The following is a 14,027-nucleotide window of genomic DNA, read 5'->3' as shown; positions in this document are numbered from 1 at the left end:
CCCTCGCTAAAGACCCACCCGATGAACGACAATCCAGAAACCTCGACCTGGCTGGCCGATACGCTTGGCCATACGCCGCATGACACCGCGATATTCGCCCGCGCCCTTACCCATCCGAGCATGGACGAGCCCGATTATCAGCGGCTCGAATTTCTCGGCGACCGGGTGCTCGGCCTGATCGTGTCGACCTGGCTTTACGAGCGGCATGAGAATGACCCCGAGGGCCAGCTCAACAGCCGGCTCGCCGCGCTCGTCTCGCGCAGCACCTGCGCCGCGATCGGCCGGGAGATCGGCGTTGCCGCGCATATCCGCCTCGGCAAACAGGCGCGCGACGATGGCAGCGCAGACAGCGACAATGTGCTCGGCGATGTCGTCGAAGCGCTGATCGGCGCGCTGTATCTCGATGGCAGCTTCGATACCGCCCGCTCCTTCGTCTACCGGCGCTGGGAAAGCCGGGTCGAAGAAATGGACCGCGCGCCGCAACATCCCAAGAGCGCGCTGCAGGAATGGGCCGCCGCCAATCGCTGCAAGCCGCCCGTCTATACGATCGCAGACCGCAGCGGCCCGGCCCATAATCCGCATTTCCGGATGCGCGTCGAAATTCCGAACCGCGACCATGCTGAGGCCGAAGGGTCCTCGAAACAGGAGGCCGAGAAAGCCGCCGCCAAGGCGCTGCTGGAGAAACTGAGTTGAGCGATATCAATAACCACCATTGCGGCTTCGTGGCCATTGTCGGCGCGCCCAATGCGGGCAAGTCGACGCTCGTCAACACGCTGATCGGCCAGAAGGTCGCGATAACCAGCGCCAAGGCGCAAACGACACGCACACGCCTTATGGGGATCCTTGTCGAAGACGATACCCAGATCGTGCTGATCGACACGCCCGGCATCTTCGCGCCAAAACGCCGGCTGGACCGGGCCATGGTCTCCGCCGCCTGGGGTGGCGCGGAGGGTGCCGACCTGATCGCGCTGATCATCGACGCAAAAGCAGGCCTCAAGGGCGGGATCGAGGCGATGGTGGAGAGCCTCAGAAAACGCCCCGAGCCCAAGCTGCTGGTCCTCAACAAGGTCGATATCGCAAAGAAGGACGAGCTGCTCCGCCTTGCCGCAGGGCTCAACGCGCTGCTCGACCCCGTGGACACATTTTTCGTTTCGGCTACGACCGGCGACGGCGTGGACGATCTTAAAAAGGCGCTGGTGGAAGCCATGCCCGAGGGCATGTGGCATTTCCCGGCGGACCAGGTGTCGGACGCCAGCCAGCGCCTGCTCGCCGCCGAAGTGACGCGCGAACAGCTTTATCATCAGCTGCGCAACGAACTGCCCTATGCCAGCGCCGTCGACACCGAGAGCTATACCGAACGCAAGGATGGGTCGGTCGAGATCCGCCAGCAAATCCTGGTCGCCCGGCCGACGCAAAAAGCCATCGTGCTCGGCAAGGGCGGCAGCCGCATCAAGGAAATCGGCCAGAAGTCCCGCGAGGAACTGGGCGAAATACTGGGCTGCAAGGTCCACCTGTTCCTGCACGTAAAGGTGAAACCCGACTGGGAAGAGGACCAGACGCTCTACCGGGACATCGGGCTCGATTGGGTGGAATAAATCAACTGGCGGTACCCAGCACCTCATCCACCCATCGCGGCACAAGCTCCCCTGCCCGCCCCATCCGGCTTTCCTCGAAAAAGATGCTGCCCTCGCTCGGGTCGAGATTGAGTTCCAGCGTTCGCGCGCCATAGTGCCGGGCGCTCTGCACAAAACCGGCGGCGGGATAGACGGCGCCCGAAGTGCCGATCGACACGAACAGGTCGCATGTGGCGATCGCGGCGTCGATTTCGTCCATCCGGTAGGGCATCTCCCCGAACCAGACGATATCGGGGCGGACATGGCCGCTCGTCTCGCAGGCCGGGCAAGGCGGCCCGCCGGCCATCTTTCCCTCGAACACATGCCGCGCGCCGCAGGCCAGGCACCAGCCGGATTTCAGCTCGCCATGCATATGCAGCAGCCGCTTCGCCCCGCCGCGCTCATGCAGGTCGTCGACATTCTGCGTCACGATGAGCAGCCTACCCTTCCATTCGGCATCCAGCCGACCCAGCGCCAGATGCGCCGGGTTGGGCTCGACCGCGCGGAGCTTTGCGCGGCGTTGATCGTAGAAATTCAGGACGAGATCGGGATTCCGCTGAAAGGCTTCGGGTGTTGCCACATCCTCGACCCGCTGCCCCTCCCACAGGCCGTCGGGCCCGCGAAAGGTCGGCACGCCGCTTTCGGCGGAAATGCCGGCCCCGGTCAGGACCACGATATCGCGGACATCCTTCATCGGGCTCTAGATACGGTTCCTCCAAAAATGAACAAGGGAGTCTGTCATGCCAGGCCGAATTCTGCCATTCCCCATCCAGAACGCGACGCCCCCTCAAATCGGATACTGACAAAGGCCCGGCCTTATGGGATGTGATGCGAACAGGATGCGAGAAGAGAGAAAATGAAACAGATCGGCATTATCGGCAGCGAAGGACGGATGGGCCGGACGATCGCCGCGCTTCTGGACGGTAGCGCCGGCCATGCGGGCGGAGTCGATGCGGGCGGCGATGTTGCCGGCCTGGCGGCCGGCAGCGATGTGCTCGTCGATTTCTCCGCGCCCGGCGCGCTGGAGGCCACCCTTGCCGCCGCGCGCACCGCGCAAACGCCCCTTGTTGTCGGCACGACCGGGCTGGCAGACAGCCATCATGCACTGATCGACGCGACCGCGAAGGACATCGCTATTCTCCAGGCCGCGAACACGTCGCTCGGCGTAAACCTGCTCGCCCATCTCGTGCGCGACGCCGCCGCGCGGCTCGGCACCGAATGGGATATCGAGATCGTCGAGATGCATCACCGGCACAAGGTCGACGCGCCGTCGGGAACCGCCCTGCTGCTCGGCGAAGCAGCGGCGGCGGGCCGCAAGACGACCCTCGGCGAAGTCGCCGAAGAAGGCCGGGCCGGGCTCGATTGCGCCCGCACGGAAGGTGCGATCGGTTTTGCGAGTTTGCGGGGCGGGTCGGTCGCCGGCGATCATCAGGTCGTCCTTGCCGCGGAAGGCGAACGCATCGAACTGGGTCACCGCGCCGAAAGCCGTGAAATCTTCGCCCGCGGGGCGATCAAGGCGGCCCTGTGGCTCGCCGACAAAGAGCCCGGACGGTATACGATGGGCGATGTGCTGGGGCTTTGATTGTCAGACCTTCGCTATGCTCAGGCACCGCACCGGCCCACACCCCTACCCGGCCTCCCACTCAGTATATTCTATGGGAGGCCGGGTGGGGGTGTGGGCCGATGCGGTGCTCAACCGACAGGTTGAATCTGACAGACATCTTGCGGCGATTTCCTGCGATGGAAATTCTGACAAATAGGACAACCGACGATGAAAAAAGCCGATATCTATGAACTCTTTCACCGGCTTTCCGAGAATAACCCCGAGCCCGAGACGGAGCTCAATTACGTCAATCCCTACACCCTGCTGGTCGCCGTTGCGCTCTCGGCGCAGGCCACGGATATCGGCGTAAACAAGGCGACGAAAAAACTGTTCGAACAGGTGACGACGCCCGAGCAGATGCTTGCGCTTGGCGAAGAAGGTCTGAAGGAACACATCAAGACGGTGGGCCTTTTCAACACCAAGGCGAAGAATGTCATCAAGGCCGCGGCCATGCTGGCCGAGGAGCATGGCGGCGAAGTGCCGCGCAATCGCGAGGCGCTCGAACGGCTGCCCGGCGTGGGCCGCAAGACGGCCAATGTGGTGCTCAACGAGGCCTTTGGTGAGCACACCATCGCCGTCGACACGCATATCTTCCGGGTTTCCAACCGCACAGGCCTCGCACCGGGCAAGACGCCTCTCGCCGTCGAACAGAAGCTCGAGAAGGTAACTCCGGACGATTTCAAACGGCATGCGCATCACTGGATACTCCTACACGGACGCTATATCTGCAAGGCGCGGACGCCGGAATGCTGGCGCTGCTCGATCTCCGAATTTTGTAACTTCAAGCCGAAAACGGGCGAACCCGCTGGCAAGCGGAAGAACGCTTAAACTGCCGTTCATCTGCCCGGCGCTATTCGGATAGTTCAAGGAGACAGTCATGCGCAGATCATTTCTTGCTTTTCCGGCAGCCGGAGCCGCAATCGCCATTGCCGCTCTCGCTATCCCGGCCGCCTCTTCCGCGGAAGACGAGCTGCCCCGCTGGCAACAGGCGCGGGAGACCGGCGAACCGGTCAGCTGCATCCCGCTCAGCCGGATTCGCAACACGCGCGTTCATGACGACCGCACGATCGATTTTCACATGAATGGCGGAGAGATTTACCGGAACACGCTGCCCCATCGCTGCAGCGGCCTGGGGTTCGAGGAGAGCTTTTCCTACGAAACGTCGCTGAGCCGGCTGTGCTCGACGGATATCATCACTGTGGTCCGCACGGGCGGCGGCGGAATGAGCGGCCCGAGTTGCGGCCTCGGCCAGTTCCAGCCGATCGAACTCCCCGAACGCGACTGAACCCGCTGACCTGAGATCGGGCAAAAACAGGCTGGCAGGCCCGAACACTTCCTGCTAGGCGCTCTGCGCACGCACCCGTAGCTCAGCTGGATAGAGCGCTGCCCTCCGAAGGCAGAGGCCAGAGGTTCGAATCCTCTCGGGTGCGCCAGCTTTTCCGCTCCTTCCGCCGAGAACAGGAATCCGGATCGCCCCAAAATCCGCTCCCCATCAGGTCAGCCTGATGGAAACTCCGCCATCCGCGGTCATGGCGCTACCCGTTACGAAGCTTGCACGGTCCGACAGCAGGAACAGCGCCGACTGGGCGATCTCTTCGGGTTCCGCCATCCGCCCGAGCGGGTGAAGGCTGGCGATGGTTTCATGAACGTCCGGATCTTCGCCGGCCATGGCGGTTCTTGTGCCGCCGGGGAGCAGCGCGTTCACCCGCACTTTTTCAGGCCCGTGTTCGGCGGCCAGCGCGTAGGCCAGGCCGATAAGGCCCGCTTTCGATGCCGCATAGGCCCCCATCCCCGGCATGCCCGCATTGGCATGGCCGACAAAGGAGGAGGTAAACAGGATCGAACCGCCCCCCGCCGCGGCCATGGCGGTGATCTGGTGTTTGGCGGCGAAAAAGGCGCTTGTCAGATTCGTCGCGAGAACAAGGTTCCAGTTGGCAGCCTCCATAGCGGGAACGGAGGCGATTTCGCCCATGATCCCGGCATTATTGAACGCACCGTCAAGCCGGCCGAAGGTATCGACAGCAAGGTCGACCAGCGCCTTTGAATAGGAATCTTCCGTCACATCGCCCGCCAGAGAGACGGCGGAACCACCCTCCGCCCGGATCCGCGCGACCAGGGCATCGAGTTCGGCTTCGCGGCGTGCACCAAGCACGACGTTCGCGCCTTCGCTGGCGAACAGCAACGCCGCAGCGGCGCCTATGCCGCTGCTGGCCCCGGTGATGATGATCGATTTATCAGAAAGCTGCATGTCGGCCTGTTCCCTTTTTCCACTATGTCTGGGGGCCGGATGGCAGCGAACCGGATGGAAGAAACTCCGTTTATTGCTCTCGAAACAAAACATGCCGGCGCGGAAATTGCGCGAACCGTAAAGCGGGATTCGGGTCGCCGATCCTTGCGTTAAACAGATTGCATTTGTCCTTTGGCTTTCGGTAATGCCATTACAATCGCATCGTCCCGAGAAAGAGAAACGCTCCATGAAAACCCGTGCCGCCGTGGCCTTCGAGCCGAAGAAGCCACTCGAAATTGTCGAACTGGATCTGGAAGGACCCAAGGCCAGCGAGGTTCTTGTCGAGATCATGGCGACCGGCATCTGCCATACCGACGCCTATACGCTGGACGGTCTGGACAGCGAGGGGCTGTTTCCCTCCGTTCTCGGGCATGAGGGCGCAGGCATCGTCCGCGAGGTCGGCGCGGGCGTCACATCCGTCGCGCCCGGCGATCACGTTATCCCGCTCTACACACCCGAATGCCGCCAGTGCAAAAGCTGCCTCTCCGGCAAGACCAACCTGTGCACGGCGATCCGCGCAACCCAGGGCCAGGGGCTCATGCCCGACGGGACCAGCCGGTTCAGCTACAAGGGCCAGACGATCCACCACTATATGGGCTGCTCGACCTTCTCCAACTTCACCGTGCTGCCCGAAATCGCGGTCGCGAAAATCCGCGAGGACGCACCGTTCGAGACGAGCTGCTATATCGGCTGCGGCGTGACGACGGGCGTTGGCGCGGTCACCAACACGGCGAAGGTGGAGCCGGGCGCGAATGTGATCGTGTTCGGGTTGGGCGGAATCGGCCTCAATGTGCTGCAGGGCGCGAAGATGGTGGGCGCGGACAAGATCATCGGCGTCGATATCAACGACGATCGCGAGGAATGGGGCCGCAAGTTCGGCATGACCCACTTCGTCAATCCGGCAAAAGTGGATGGCGATATCGTCCAGTTTCTCGTCGAGCTGACCGATGGCGGCGCGGACTACACCTTCGATTGCACCGGCAACACCGATGTCATGCGCCAGGCGCTGGAAGCCTGCCACCGGGGCTGGGGCGAAAGCATCATCATCGGCGTGGCCGAGGCCGGCAAGGAAATCGCCACGCGGCCGTTCCAGCTCGTCACCGGGCGGGTCTGGAAAGGCACAGCCTTTGGCGGCGCGCGCGGCCGGACCGATGTGCCCAAAATTGTCGACTGGTACATGAACGGGAAGATTGCCATCGATCCGATGATCACCCACACATTGAGCCTCGAGGAGATCAACAAGGGATTCGATCTGATGCATGCGGGCGAAAGCATCCGCAGCGTCGTGGTCTATTAGAAACAGCATTTACCCCAAGGAGAAATATCTATGTTTTCACATGTAATGCTCGGCGCCGACGATATGGATGCGTCCAAGAAATTCTACGACGCGGCGTTCCAGGCGCTGGGCGGCCGCGAAGGCATTGTCGATCCCAAGGGCCGGGTGATGTATATTCACAATGGCGGCATTTTCATGCTGAGCCAGCCTATCGACGGCGAGCCAGCCAGTTGCGGCAATGGCTCGACGATCGGATTCGCTGCGGAAAACCCGGAACAGGCCGACGCCTGGCACAAGGCCGGTCTCGACAATGGCGGCACAGCGATCGAGGATCCTCCCGGCGTGCGCGAGAATAACGGCATGAAGCTTTACCTCGCCTATCTGCGCGACCCCGCCGGCAACAAGGTGTGCGCGATGCACCGGATGGGCTGAGCCCCGAAAGAAACCGGCTGGCATTTCGCGCCTGATCGGCTAGCTTCCACCCCGTGACGAACGACCGCACAAAAGGCGGCGACGAACAGGGGGTGGAAGATGGCCGAAGGCGCCAACGACAAAGACTATGCCACAGGCGAGAATGAGCGGGGCTATTGGCGCGCCAATATCCGCCTGCTCGTCACGCTGATGAGCATCTGGTTTCTCGTGTCCTTCGGCGCAGGCATCCTGTTTCGCGATTTCCTCGACCAGTGGAGCCTTGGCGGATATCCGCTGGGCTTCTGGTTCGCGCAGCAGGGTTCGATCTACGTCTTCATCGCGCTGATCGTGATTTACGTCCGCCAGATGCGGAAGATCGAAAAGCGGTTCGGGTTGGACGGCGAATGACCACCCAGACCCTGATCTATCTCTTCGTCGGCGCGTCCTTCGCGCTCTATATCGGCATCGCCATCTGGTCCCGCGCGGCGTCTACGTCCGAATTCTACGTCGCCGACGGCCATGTGAACCCGATCGTCAACGGCATGGCGACCGCAGCCGACTGGATGAGCGCAGCAAGCTTCATCTCCATGGCCGGGCTGATCGCCTTTCTCGGCTATGACGGCAGCGTCTATCTGATGGGCTGGACGGGCGGCTATGTGATGCTCGCGCTTCTTCTAGCCCCCTATCTGCGCCAGTTCGGCCAATATACCGTCCCCGATTTCATCGGTGCGCGATACTATTCCAAGGCCGCCCGTGTCGTCGCGGTCATCTGTCTCATTTTCATCAGCTTCACATATATCGCCGGTCAGATGCGCGGCGTCGGCATCGTCTTTTCGCGCTTCCTGGAGGTGCCCGTCGATCTCGGCGTGATCATCGGCATGGGCATCGTGTTCGTCTATGCCGTGCTCGGCGGGATGAAGGGCATAACCTATACCCAGGTCGCGCAATATTGCGTGCTGATCTTCGCCTATATGGTGCCCGCTTTCTTCATCAGCTTTCTGGTGACCGGCAACCCCATGCCGCAGGTCGGGCTGGGCAGCCAAGTCGCCGACGGATCGGGCATGTATGTGCTCCAGAAACTGGACAGCACGCTGACCGATCTCGGCTTCACCGCCTATACCGACGGTTCGAAATCGATGATCGACATTTTCTGCATCACGGCTGCACTAATGATCGGTACGGCCGGCCTGCCGCATGTCATCGTCCGTTTCTTCACCGTGCCAAGCGCGCGGGATGCCCGCAAATCGGCTGGCTGGGCGCTGGTTTTCATTGCGCTTCTCTACACGACCGCGCCTGCGGTCGGCGCCTTTGCCCGGATCAATTTCATCGATACGGTGAATGAAACGCCCTATGCCGAAGCTCCTGAATGGCTGACCAATTGGGAAAGCAACGACCTTATCGCGTTCAACGACCGCAATGGCGACGGGGTGATGCAATATCGCGCGGGCGACGCCTTTGCCGGTGCGCCCGCCTTTACCGAGGAGCGCGGCGCATCGGGCGAGAGGCTGGTGTCCAACGATCCGGCCCAGGGCGAAAACGAGGTCTATGTCGATCGCGACATCATGGTGCTCGCCAATCCGGAAATCGCGAACCTGCCGGGTTGGGTGATCGCGCTCGTCGCGGCGGGCGGCCTGGCCGCTGCGCTTTCCACGGCGGCAGGGCTGCTCCTCGTGATCTCCTCCTCGATCAGCCATGATCTGCTCAAACAGACCTTCCGCCCGCAGATTACCGAGAAAGGCGAGCTGATGGCCGCGCGTATTGCGGCCACTGCCGCGATCCTCGTCGCCGGCTATCTCGGCATCTATCCGCCCGGCTTCGTGGCGCAGGTCGTCGCCTTCGCATTCGGTCTGGCGGCTGCTTCGCTCTTCCCGGCCATCTTCATGGGCATCTTCTCGAAGCGGATGAACAAGCATGGCGCGATCGCCGGGATGCTGAGCGGCCTCGCCTTTACCTTCCTCTACATCGCCTATTTCAAGCTGTGGAATCCGGATGCCAATGTCGCGGCCAACTGGTGGTTCGGCATCTCGCCCGAGGGGATCGGCGTGATCGGCATGCTGCTCAATTTCGCTGTTGCGATTGGTGTTGCTTCCTTCACCAAATCGCCGCCGCTCGAGATTCGCCGGCTAGTCGATTCAATCCGCGTGCCGCGCGGGGCAAGAGACACGCAAATATGACATATGATTTCGACGCATGGCGGGCGCGCTCGCCCTATTATGACGAAAGCCATGACGCGCTGGCCGAAAGCGTCCGCCGCTTCGTGGAACGCGAGGTCGAACCGCATATCGATCAGTGGGAAGCGGATCGTCAGCTCCCCCGCGAATTGCACAAGAAGGCCTCTGAAGCCGGTATATTGGGACTCAACTATCCGGAGGAATTTGGCGGTCATTCGGAAGGCTTCGATATTTTTCACGGCATGGTGGTAACCAACGAACTGGCCCGCGTGGGTGCCGGCGGCCTTGGCGCTTCCCTGATGACGCACGGTATCGGCCTGCCGCCGATCCTGGCCATCGGCTCGGACGAGATGAAAAAGCAGATCGCCCCTCCTGTCCTTGCCGGAGACAAGATCATCGCGCTCGGCATTACCGAGCCGTCCGGCGGGTCCGACGTCGCCAATCTCCAAACCCGCGCCGTCCGCGACCGCGACGATTATATCGTCAACGGCCAGAAGATGTTCATCACCTCCGGCGTGCGCTGCGATTATATGACTACCGCCGTGCGCACAGGCGGCGACGGCGCGGGAGGTATTTCGCTGCTTCTGATCGAGATGGACAGACCCGGCGTCAGCCGCACCGCTCTGGAAAAAATGGGCTGGCACTGCTCGGACACTGCCGCCATCTATTTCGACGATGTCCGCGTACCTGCCGAAAATCTGATCGGGCAGGAAAATGGCGGCTTTATCGGCATCATGCGCAACTTCAATCGCGAGCGACTGGGCCTGGCCATGGGCTGCTGTGCCTTTGCGCGCGTGTGCCTGGAAGAAGCAGCCGACTGGGCCCGCGAGCGCAAAACCTTCGGCAAGCCGCTGGCTGGGCACCAGGTGATCCGCGTGAAGCTCGCCGATATGGCAAGGCGGATCGGCGCGACCCAGGCCTGGGTCGATCAATGTGCCTGGGCCGAGCAGGAAGGCAAAGGCCAACCCGCCGATTTCGCGATGCTCAAGGTGCAGGCCACCGAGATGCTCGAACGGGTTGCGCGCGATGCCGCGCAGGTGCTTGGCGGCGCTTCCTATCTTCAGGGATCCAAGGTTGAACGCATCTATCGGGAGGTCCGCGTCAATGCGATCGGCGGCGGATCTGAAGAGATCATGCTCGATCTCGCTGGGCGGCAGCTGTTCGGCGGGAACCGTTAGGCAGCCCAGAGCAGCGGTTTCGCGATCATCAGCCAGAAAACCCCGAGCAGCGCGATAAAGGCTGGCCAGCCGAGGATGAACCAGAGCCGCATTGCACGGTGATAGTCGGTGCCCAGCGGACTGCCCGTTTCCGCCGCCGTCTGCGCCAGCCGCTGTGCCCTAATCTGCAAGCCCACAACCGGTGCCCAGCAGGCAAAGGCGATCGCATAGAGCAGATAGGTGACAAGCAGCCAGCTCTCGGTCAGCGAATAGCCGGCCAGATAGACAAGTGCGACACCGCTGACGGGCTGCACCACGCCGCTCGTGCCGGTAAAAATCCAGTCGGCGCGGACGACCATCCGTCCGACACTGGCAATTGTCGCCGGATCTCGGGTCAGATGGGCGTTGAGCAGGTACCAGGCGGTCCCAGCCCCGAAGCCGAACAGGATCGTGGAGCTGAGAATATGCACCCATTTGACGAGCAGGTAAGGATCCATCAGCGCCGGTCTCCAATCGCACCATGGATGAGGATGGCGACAAGGATGGGAATATTCTTGAGCAGCGGGCCCAGCGGGTCGAGCCAGAGATGGGGAAGCGCGAAGCCAATCACGAGCGTATAGCCAAACACCATCACCAGCTGCGCAAGCGTGGACCAGCGCGCATGCCGGTCCAGAATCAGCAGGGCCGCAATCCCGAGATCGAGCGCGCTGCCACCGATTCGAAGCGGGTCAGCCAGAGATGCCGGCCAGCCAAGCGAACGCACAAGCTCATCCGCCTGTGCCGCTCCATGGAAAAAACCGAGCAACGCAGACGTGACCCACATCAGCACCAACACGGCTTTCAGGGCCGGCGCGAGAAAGAACAGCCGCGCGTGCCAGCGGTCCTGCACCTGGGCAGGCCGGTCGCGCAGCGCCGTTTCAAGGTTGCGCGGTTCAAAACCGACCGCGCTTGCGAACGCCTTGCTGTCCCCGGCATTGCCGACGACCATCTGGACCAGGCTGTTGGTCGCGATTGGCCCATTTCCCAGCAGGTCGCCCATCCGGCCGAACAGGCCCATGACCGGCATCGGGATCGAAGCGAAGCGCGCGCGCCCAAAGCCCAGCCATGCGCGATACCGCGCAAGCATCTCGCGCAGGTCCATCGTCTGCGGCCCCACAGGCTCAAGCGTCCGTTCAGCAAAACCATCGTCTTCGCAGGCGATGCGGACCGCCCGGGCAAGATCGCGAACATGGATCGGCGTAAAGGGAAAATCGCCCTTGCCCGGTATCGGTACACAGGCGGGCAGGCCGGCCATGCCGCGCATCAGCGATGTGCCGCCATAGCTGCCATCGCCATAGACCAGCGACGGCCGCAGGATCGTCCAGCCAAGGCCTGACGAGCGCAGAACCGCCTCCCCGTCGAGTTTGGACCTCGCATAGTCGGTCGGCACATCCGGCCGCGCGCTGATCGCCGACAGGAGGACAGCGCGCCTGACCCCCGCGTGCACCGCGGCGGCGTACAGCGCTTTCGGCATCGCTTCATGCACTGCGGACATGGCCCGCCCCCGGAGCAGCCCGGCGGCATTCACGATAAGGTCTATGCCTTGCAGATGCGACGCCCAATCGGCCTCGTTCAGCGCGGTAGCCAGATCCATCCCGACAAATTCCGCGCCGGGAAAGGCCTCGGCCAGGCCGTCAATCTTCCGGACGATGGCAACCGCCTCATGCCCGTGAGCGAGCATTTCAGACAGCAGGTGCCGCCCGATAAAGCCGTTCGCGCCCAGTAGCATGATCCGCATGAAGTCCCCCCTCGGCCTTGTCTGCTAGCATTGTCGCCATTCGCGGTCACCCGGTTCTAGCCGTTTTTGGTGGAGCGGAGCATCGCCGAAATGTTAATCTTTGTTCTGGAAAAGCTCCGGGTTTGGAGTATGTTTCCCGAAAAGATCGACCGTACAGGCTACAGGAAAGGTGGAGCCGTAATGGGAAAGGGTCGCATTTCCCGTTCGATGGCGCCAAAAAAACTTAGTAAACTACTGACACACCGCGATGGATAGTTTAGATTTAATCTATCGGTTTCATTGCGCGAGATGTAATTTCATTGCTCCAAAATGGAACATTCAGGGGCAAAGCGAGTATCTGGGACGGGGAAAAAGGCATCACGTGAACCCATGAGTGCACAACAATTATCCGAACTATCCGAAGGCCAGATATCCTGTTTGCGGCTGGTGGCGCGCGGGATGTCCTCCAAGGAAATTGCCCGTGCAACCGGCCTTTCACACTATACCGTCGATACATATATCAAACGCGCACTACCGGTCGTCGGCGCCAGCAATCGGCGCGATGCGGCACGTATTGTCGTTAGATCAGAGCAGTCCCAAAAAATAGGGTCCCCACCGGAATCGGTTGTTTTCCAGTCCGATTCGGCCATTCTCAACCCCGCAACGTCTCACCGGAGCTCGAACGCAACGCTCAGCAGCGTGTTCGACCTCCCGAAGATCGGAGGAGGGGTAAATGACCTAGCATGGGTCGAAAGACATTATGCCATCATCAAAGTCGCAGCTCTCGGCTTCAGCGTCATATTGGCGATCACGCTCGCTTCAGCCGGTATTCTCTGGGTCTTTGAATAAACCTGAATAAGCCAAAAAATTCAGCAGCAATTAGACACGGCCCGGCGGCCGGGTAGGAGGAAACATGTATCAATTCGACACGGCATCCATTCCTGTTCTTCAGGAAGATTCAAAAGCAGCGATCGCAGCAGCCGATGACGCGCTTCTGACCAATTCCGTTCTTCTGACGACGATATTGCAGACCGCCAAGACCGCCGACCTGCCGATCAACATCACGCAGGATCTGTACGGCAACATGATCGAAGGTTCGGTCAAATTGCTGGAAGGTCGCGAGCAGCTGCGCAAATCGATCCGCATGATGCACAGCATCGCCCGCCACCATCCGGAATCTCCCAAAATGGTCGGTTGCCCCCTTCCTCCCATGGCAGAGAGTCCAGTCGTCCCAACAAAACGCAAATCTCGTGAAACGGCATAACGATGCATGCCATCACCGGGTAGGTTGACCGGTGATGGCTGGCATGGTCGATCTCTAGAATGGCACTAGTATATCTCTTTTGGGCACTGGCGATCCTGTGTTGCGGCTATGGTGCCTACTTCGGCGGCCGTGAGGGTCGGCGGGTTACGTCTCTCTATATGGGCGGCGTCCTGCTCACCATGCCCGCACAATTGCTTCAGCAATATTTGGGCGGTGCTATTTGGCCAATAATCACGGTCGATCTGCTGCTTTTGGTCGGACTCTATTGGGTTTCGATGCGCACCGATCGCTATTGGCCTCTTTGGGTGACCGGGTTCCATATGATCACGATGACAGCCCATCTGGCAGCACTTCTGGCACCGACCTTCCCCGCCCGCATCTATTTTGGGCTCACGACGGTTTGGACCATTCCGCTGTTGCTGGTCATCCTCGTGGGTGTCACCCTCGATCGACAAGCAGGTCTGGCAGATCATGACACCGCCTGAAAAT

17 protein-coding genes and 1 tRNA gene are annotated in these 14,027 nt (G+C 61.4%); 14 read left to right on the top strand and 4 right to left on the bottom strand.

The window, feature by feature from the left end; translation table 11 throughout:
• Nucleotides 1–21: 21 nt before the first annotated feature.
• Both rnc and era read left to right on the top strand, forming a co-directional pair.
• On the top strand, nt 22–693 hold the full coding sequence (gene rnc / locus DFR46_RS13865) for a ribonuclease III (protein WP_116236980.1): 672 nt from the start codon (nt 22–24) through the stop codon (nt 691–693).
• Nucleotides 690–1,595, top strand: a complete 906-nt coding sequence (gene era, locus DFR46_RS13860; protein WP_116236979.1) for a GTPase Era — start codon at nt 690–692, stop codon at nt 1,593–1,595. Before rnc ends, era begins: the two co-directional genes overlap by 4 nt.
• Nucleotide 1,596: 1 nt before the next feature.
• On the opposite strand, the gene DFR46_RS13855 is transcribed toward era, so the two are convergent.
• The gene (locus tag DFR46_RS13855) at nt 1,597–2,307 is read right to left on the bottom strand and encodes an NAD-dependent deacylase (RefSeq protein WP_116236978.1); all 711 of its coding nucleotides are present in this window, start codon (nt 2,305–2,307) and stop codon (nt 1,597–1,599) included.
• Between the two features lie 162 nt (nt 2,308–2,469).
• Between DFR46_RS13855 and dapB the strand changes: the two genes are divergently transcribed.
• From dapB to DFR46_RS13835, 4 genes are all read left to right on the top strand, one after another.
• Nucleotides 2,470–3,195 carry a 4-hydroxy-tetrahydrodipicolinate reductase gene (gene dapB / locus DFR46_RS13850; RefSeq protein ID WP_116236977.1) on the top strand — a complete coding sequence of 242 codons (726 nt, stop codon included), beginning with the start codon at nt 2,470–2,472 and terminating at the stop codon, nt 3,193–3,195.
• A 189-nt stretch (nt 3,196–3,384) separates the two neighbouring features.
• Nucleotides 3,385–4,044, top strand: a complete 660-nt coding sequence (gene nth / locus DFR46_RS13845) for an endonuclease III (RefSeq protein ID WP_116236976.1) — start codon at nt 3,385–3,387, stop codon at nt 4,042–4,044.
• 49 nt (nt 4,045–4,093) lie between these two features.
• A complete protein-coding gene (locus tag DFR46_RS13840; protein ID WP_116236975.1) occupies nt 4,094–4,501 on the top strand; it encodes a hypothetical protein in 408 nt (135 codons plus the stop codon).
• 71 nt (nt 4,502–4,572) lie between these two features.
• Nucleotides 4,573–4,649 (top strand) — tRNA-Arg (locus DFR46_RS13835).
• A gap of 59 nt (nt 4,650–4,708) precedes the next feature.
• On the opposite strand, the gene DFR46_RS13830 is transcribed toward DFR46_RS13835, so the two are convergent.
• Complete coding sequence (locus DFR46_RS13830) at nt 4,709–5,464, bottom strand: SDR family oxidoreductase (protein WP_116236974.1); 756 nt, start codon at nt 5,462–5,464, stop codon at nt 4,709–4,711.
• A 226-nt stretch (nt 5,465–5,690) separates the two neighbouring features.
• Here DFR46_RS13830 and DFR46_RS13825 point away from each other — a divergent pair, with 226 nt between their 5' ends.
• The 5 genes from DFR46_RS13825 to DFR46_RS13805 all read left to right on the top strand — a co-directional run bounded on the left by DFR46_RS13825 (nt 5,691) and on the right by DFR46_RS13805 (nt 10,539).
• Nucleotides 5,691–6,800: an S-(hydroxymethyl)glutathione dehydrogenase/class III alcohol dehydrogenase gene (locus DFR46_RS13825; RefSeq protein ID WP_116236973.1), complete on the top strand. Its 1,110-nt coding sequence runs from the start codon at nt 5,691–5,693 to the stop codon at nt 6,798–6,800.
• Between the two features lie 30 nt (nt 6,801–6,830).
• Nucleotides 6,831–7,211 carry a VOC family protein gene (locus DFR46_RS13820; RefSeq protein WP_116236972.1) on the top strand — a complete coding sequence of 127 codons (381 nt, stop codon included), beginning with the start codon at nt 6,831–6,833 and terminating at the stop codon, nt 7,209–7,211.
• A 99-nt stretch (nt 7,212–7,310) separates the two neighbouring features.
• A complete protein-coding gene (locus DFR46_RS13815; protein WP_116236971.1) occupies nt 7,311–7,598 on the top strand; it encodes a DUF4212 domain-containing protein in 288 nt (95 codons plus the stop codon).
• Nucleotides 7,595–9,364: a sodium:solute symporter family protein gene (locus DFR46_RS13810; protein WP_116236970.1), complete on the top strand. Its 1,770-nt coding sequence runs from the start codon at nt 7,595–7,597 to the stop codon at nt 9,362–9,364. Before DFR46_RS13815 ends, DFR46_RS13810 begins: the two co-directional genes overlap by 4 nt.
• Nucleotides 9,361–10,539: an acyl-CoA dehydrogenase family protein gene (locus tag DFR46_RS13805; RefSeq protein ID WP_116236969.1), complete on the top strand. Its 1,179-nt coding sequence runs from the start codon at nt 9,361–9,363 to the stop codon at nt 10,537–10,539. Before DFR46_RS13810 ends, DFR46_RS13805 begins: the two co-directional genes overlap by 4 nt.
• Here the strand turns inward: DFR46_RS13805 and DFR46_RS13800 are convergent.
• Both DFR46_RS13800 and DFR46_RS13795 read right to left on the bottom strand, forming a co-directional pair.
• The gene (locus tag DFR46_RS13800; RefSeq protein ID WP_116236968.1) at nt 10,536–11,015 is read right to left on the bottom strand and encodes a DUF2269 family protein; all 480 of its coding nucleotides are present in this window, start codon (nt 11,013–11,015) and stop codon (nt 10,536–10,538) included. The two genes, DFR46_RS13805 and DFR46_RS13800, sit on opposite strands and share 4 nt — an antisense overlap.
• Nucleotides 11,015–12,295, bottom strand: coding sequence for an SDR family oxidoreductase (locus DFR46_RS13795; protein WP_116236967.1), 1,281 nt, complete (start codon nt 12,293–12,295; stop codon nt 11,015–11,017). Before DFR46_RS13795 ends, DFR46_RS13800 begins: the two co-directional genes overlap by 1 nt.
• 369 nt (nt 12,296–12,664) lie before the next feature.
• Here DFR46_RS13795 and DFR46_RS13790 point away from each other — a divergent pair, with 369 nt between their 5' ends.
• The 3 genes from DFR46_RS13790 to DFR46_RS13780 all read left to right on the top strand — a co-directional run bounded on the left by DFR46_RS13790 (nt 12,665) and on the right by DFR46_RS13780 (nt 14,023).
• Nucleotides 12,665–13,123: a helix-turn-helix domain-containing protein gene (locus DFR46_RS13790; RefSeq protein ID WP_211306434.1), complete on the top strand. Its 459-nt coding sequence runs from the start codon at nt 12,665–12,667 to the stop codon at nt 13,121–13,123.
• A gap of 64 nt (nt 13,124–13,187) precedes the next feature.
• Nucleotides 13,188–13,538, top strand: coding sequence for a hypothetical protein (locus DFR46_RS13785; protein ID WP_116236965.1), 351 nt, complete (start codon nt 13,188–13,190; stop codon nt 13,536–13,538).
• A gap of 59 nt (nt 13,539–13,597) precedes the next feature.
• On the top strand, nt 13,598–14,023 hold the full coding sequence (locus DFR46_RS13780) for a hypothetical protein (protein WP_116236964.1): 426 nt from the start codon (nt 13,598–13,600) through the stop codon (nt 14,021–14,023).
• The last annotated feature ends 4 nt before the right edge of the window (nt 14,024–14,027 follow it).

This window comes from Parasphingopyxis lamellibrachiae (genome assembly GCF_003385775.1).
GTDB lineage: Bacteria > Pseudomonadota > Alphaproteobacteria > Sphingomonadales > Sphingomonadaceae > Parasphingopyxis > Parasphingopyxis lamellibrachiae.
Note: the sequence above shows the minus strand (reverse complement) of the source record. Positions and strands in the feature narration are given on the sequence as shown.

Bases quoted from the DNA above. Each gene is read 5' to 3' on its own strand.
- rnc (WP_116236980.1), top strand. From the start codon at position 22: ATGAACGACAATCCAGAAACCTCGACCTGGCTGGCCGATACGCTTGGC.
- DFR46_RS13855 (WP_116236978.1), bottom strand. From the start codon at position 2,307: ATGAAGGATGTCCGCGATATCGTGGTCCTGACCGGGGCCGGCATTTCC.
- dapB (WP_116236977.1), top strand. From the start codon at position 2,470: ATGAAACAGATCGGCATTATCGGCAGCGAAGGACGGATGGGCCGGACG.
- nth (WP_116236976.1), top strand. From the start codon at position 3,385: ATGAAAAAAGCCGATATCTATGAACTCTTTCACCGGCTTTCCGAGAAT.
- DFR46_RS13840 (WP_116236975.1), top strand. From the start codon at position 4,094: ATGCGCAGATCATTTCTTGCTTTTCCGGCAGCCGGAGCCGCAATCGCC.
- DFR46_RS13830 (WP_116236974.1), bottom strand. From the start codon at position 5,464: ATGCAGCTTTCTGATAAATCGATCATCATCACCGGGGCCAGCAGCGGC.
- DFR46_RS13825 (WP_116236973.1), top strand. From the start codon at position 5,691: ATGAAAACCCGTGCCGCCGTGGCCTTCGAGCCGAAGAAGCCACTCGAA.
- DFR46_RS13820 (WP_116236972.1), top strand. From the start codon at position 6,831: ATGTTTTCACATGTAATGCTCGGCGCCGACGATATGGATGCGTCCAAG.
- DFR46_RS13815 (WP_116236971.1), top strand. From the start codon at position 7,311: ATGGCCGAAGGCGCCAACGACAAAGACTATGCCACAGGCGAGAATGAG.
- DFR46_RS13810 (WP_116236970.1), top strand. From the start codon at position 7,595: ATGACCACCCAGACCCTGATCTATCTCTTCGTCGGCGCGTCCTTCGCG.
- DFR46_RS13805 (WP_116236969.1), top strand. From the start codon at position 9,361: ATGACATATGATTTCGACGCATGGCGGGCGCGCTCGCCCTATTATGAC.
- DFR46_RS13800 (WP_116236968.1), bottom strand. From the start codon at position 11,015: ATGGATCCTTACCTGCTCGTCAAATGGGTGCATATTCTCAGCTCCACG.
- DFR46_RS13795 (WP_116236967.1), bottom strand. From the start codon at position 12,295: ATGCGGATCATGCTACTGGGCGCGAACGGCTTTATCGGGCGGCACCTG.
- DFR46_RS13790 (WP_211306434.1), top strand. From the start codon at position 12,665: ATGAGTGCACAACAATTATCCGAACTATCCGAAGGCCAGATATCCTGT.
- DFR46_RS13785 (WP_116236965.1), top strand. From the start codon at position 13,188: ATGTATCAATTCGACACGGCATCCATTCCTGTTCTTCAGGAAGATTCA.
- DFR46_RS13780 (WP_116236964.1), top strand. From the start codon at position 13,598: ATGGCACTAGTATATCTCTTTTGGGCACTGGCGATCCTGTGTTGCGGC.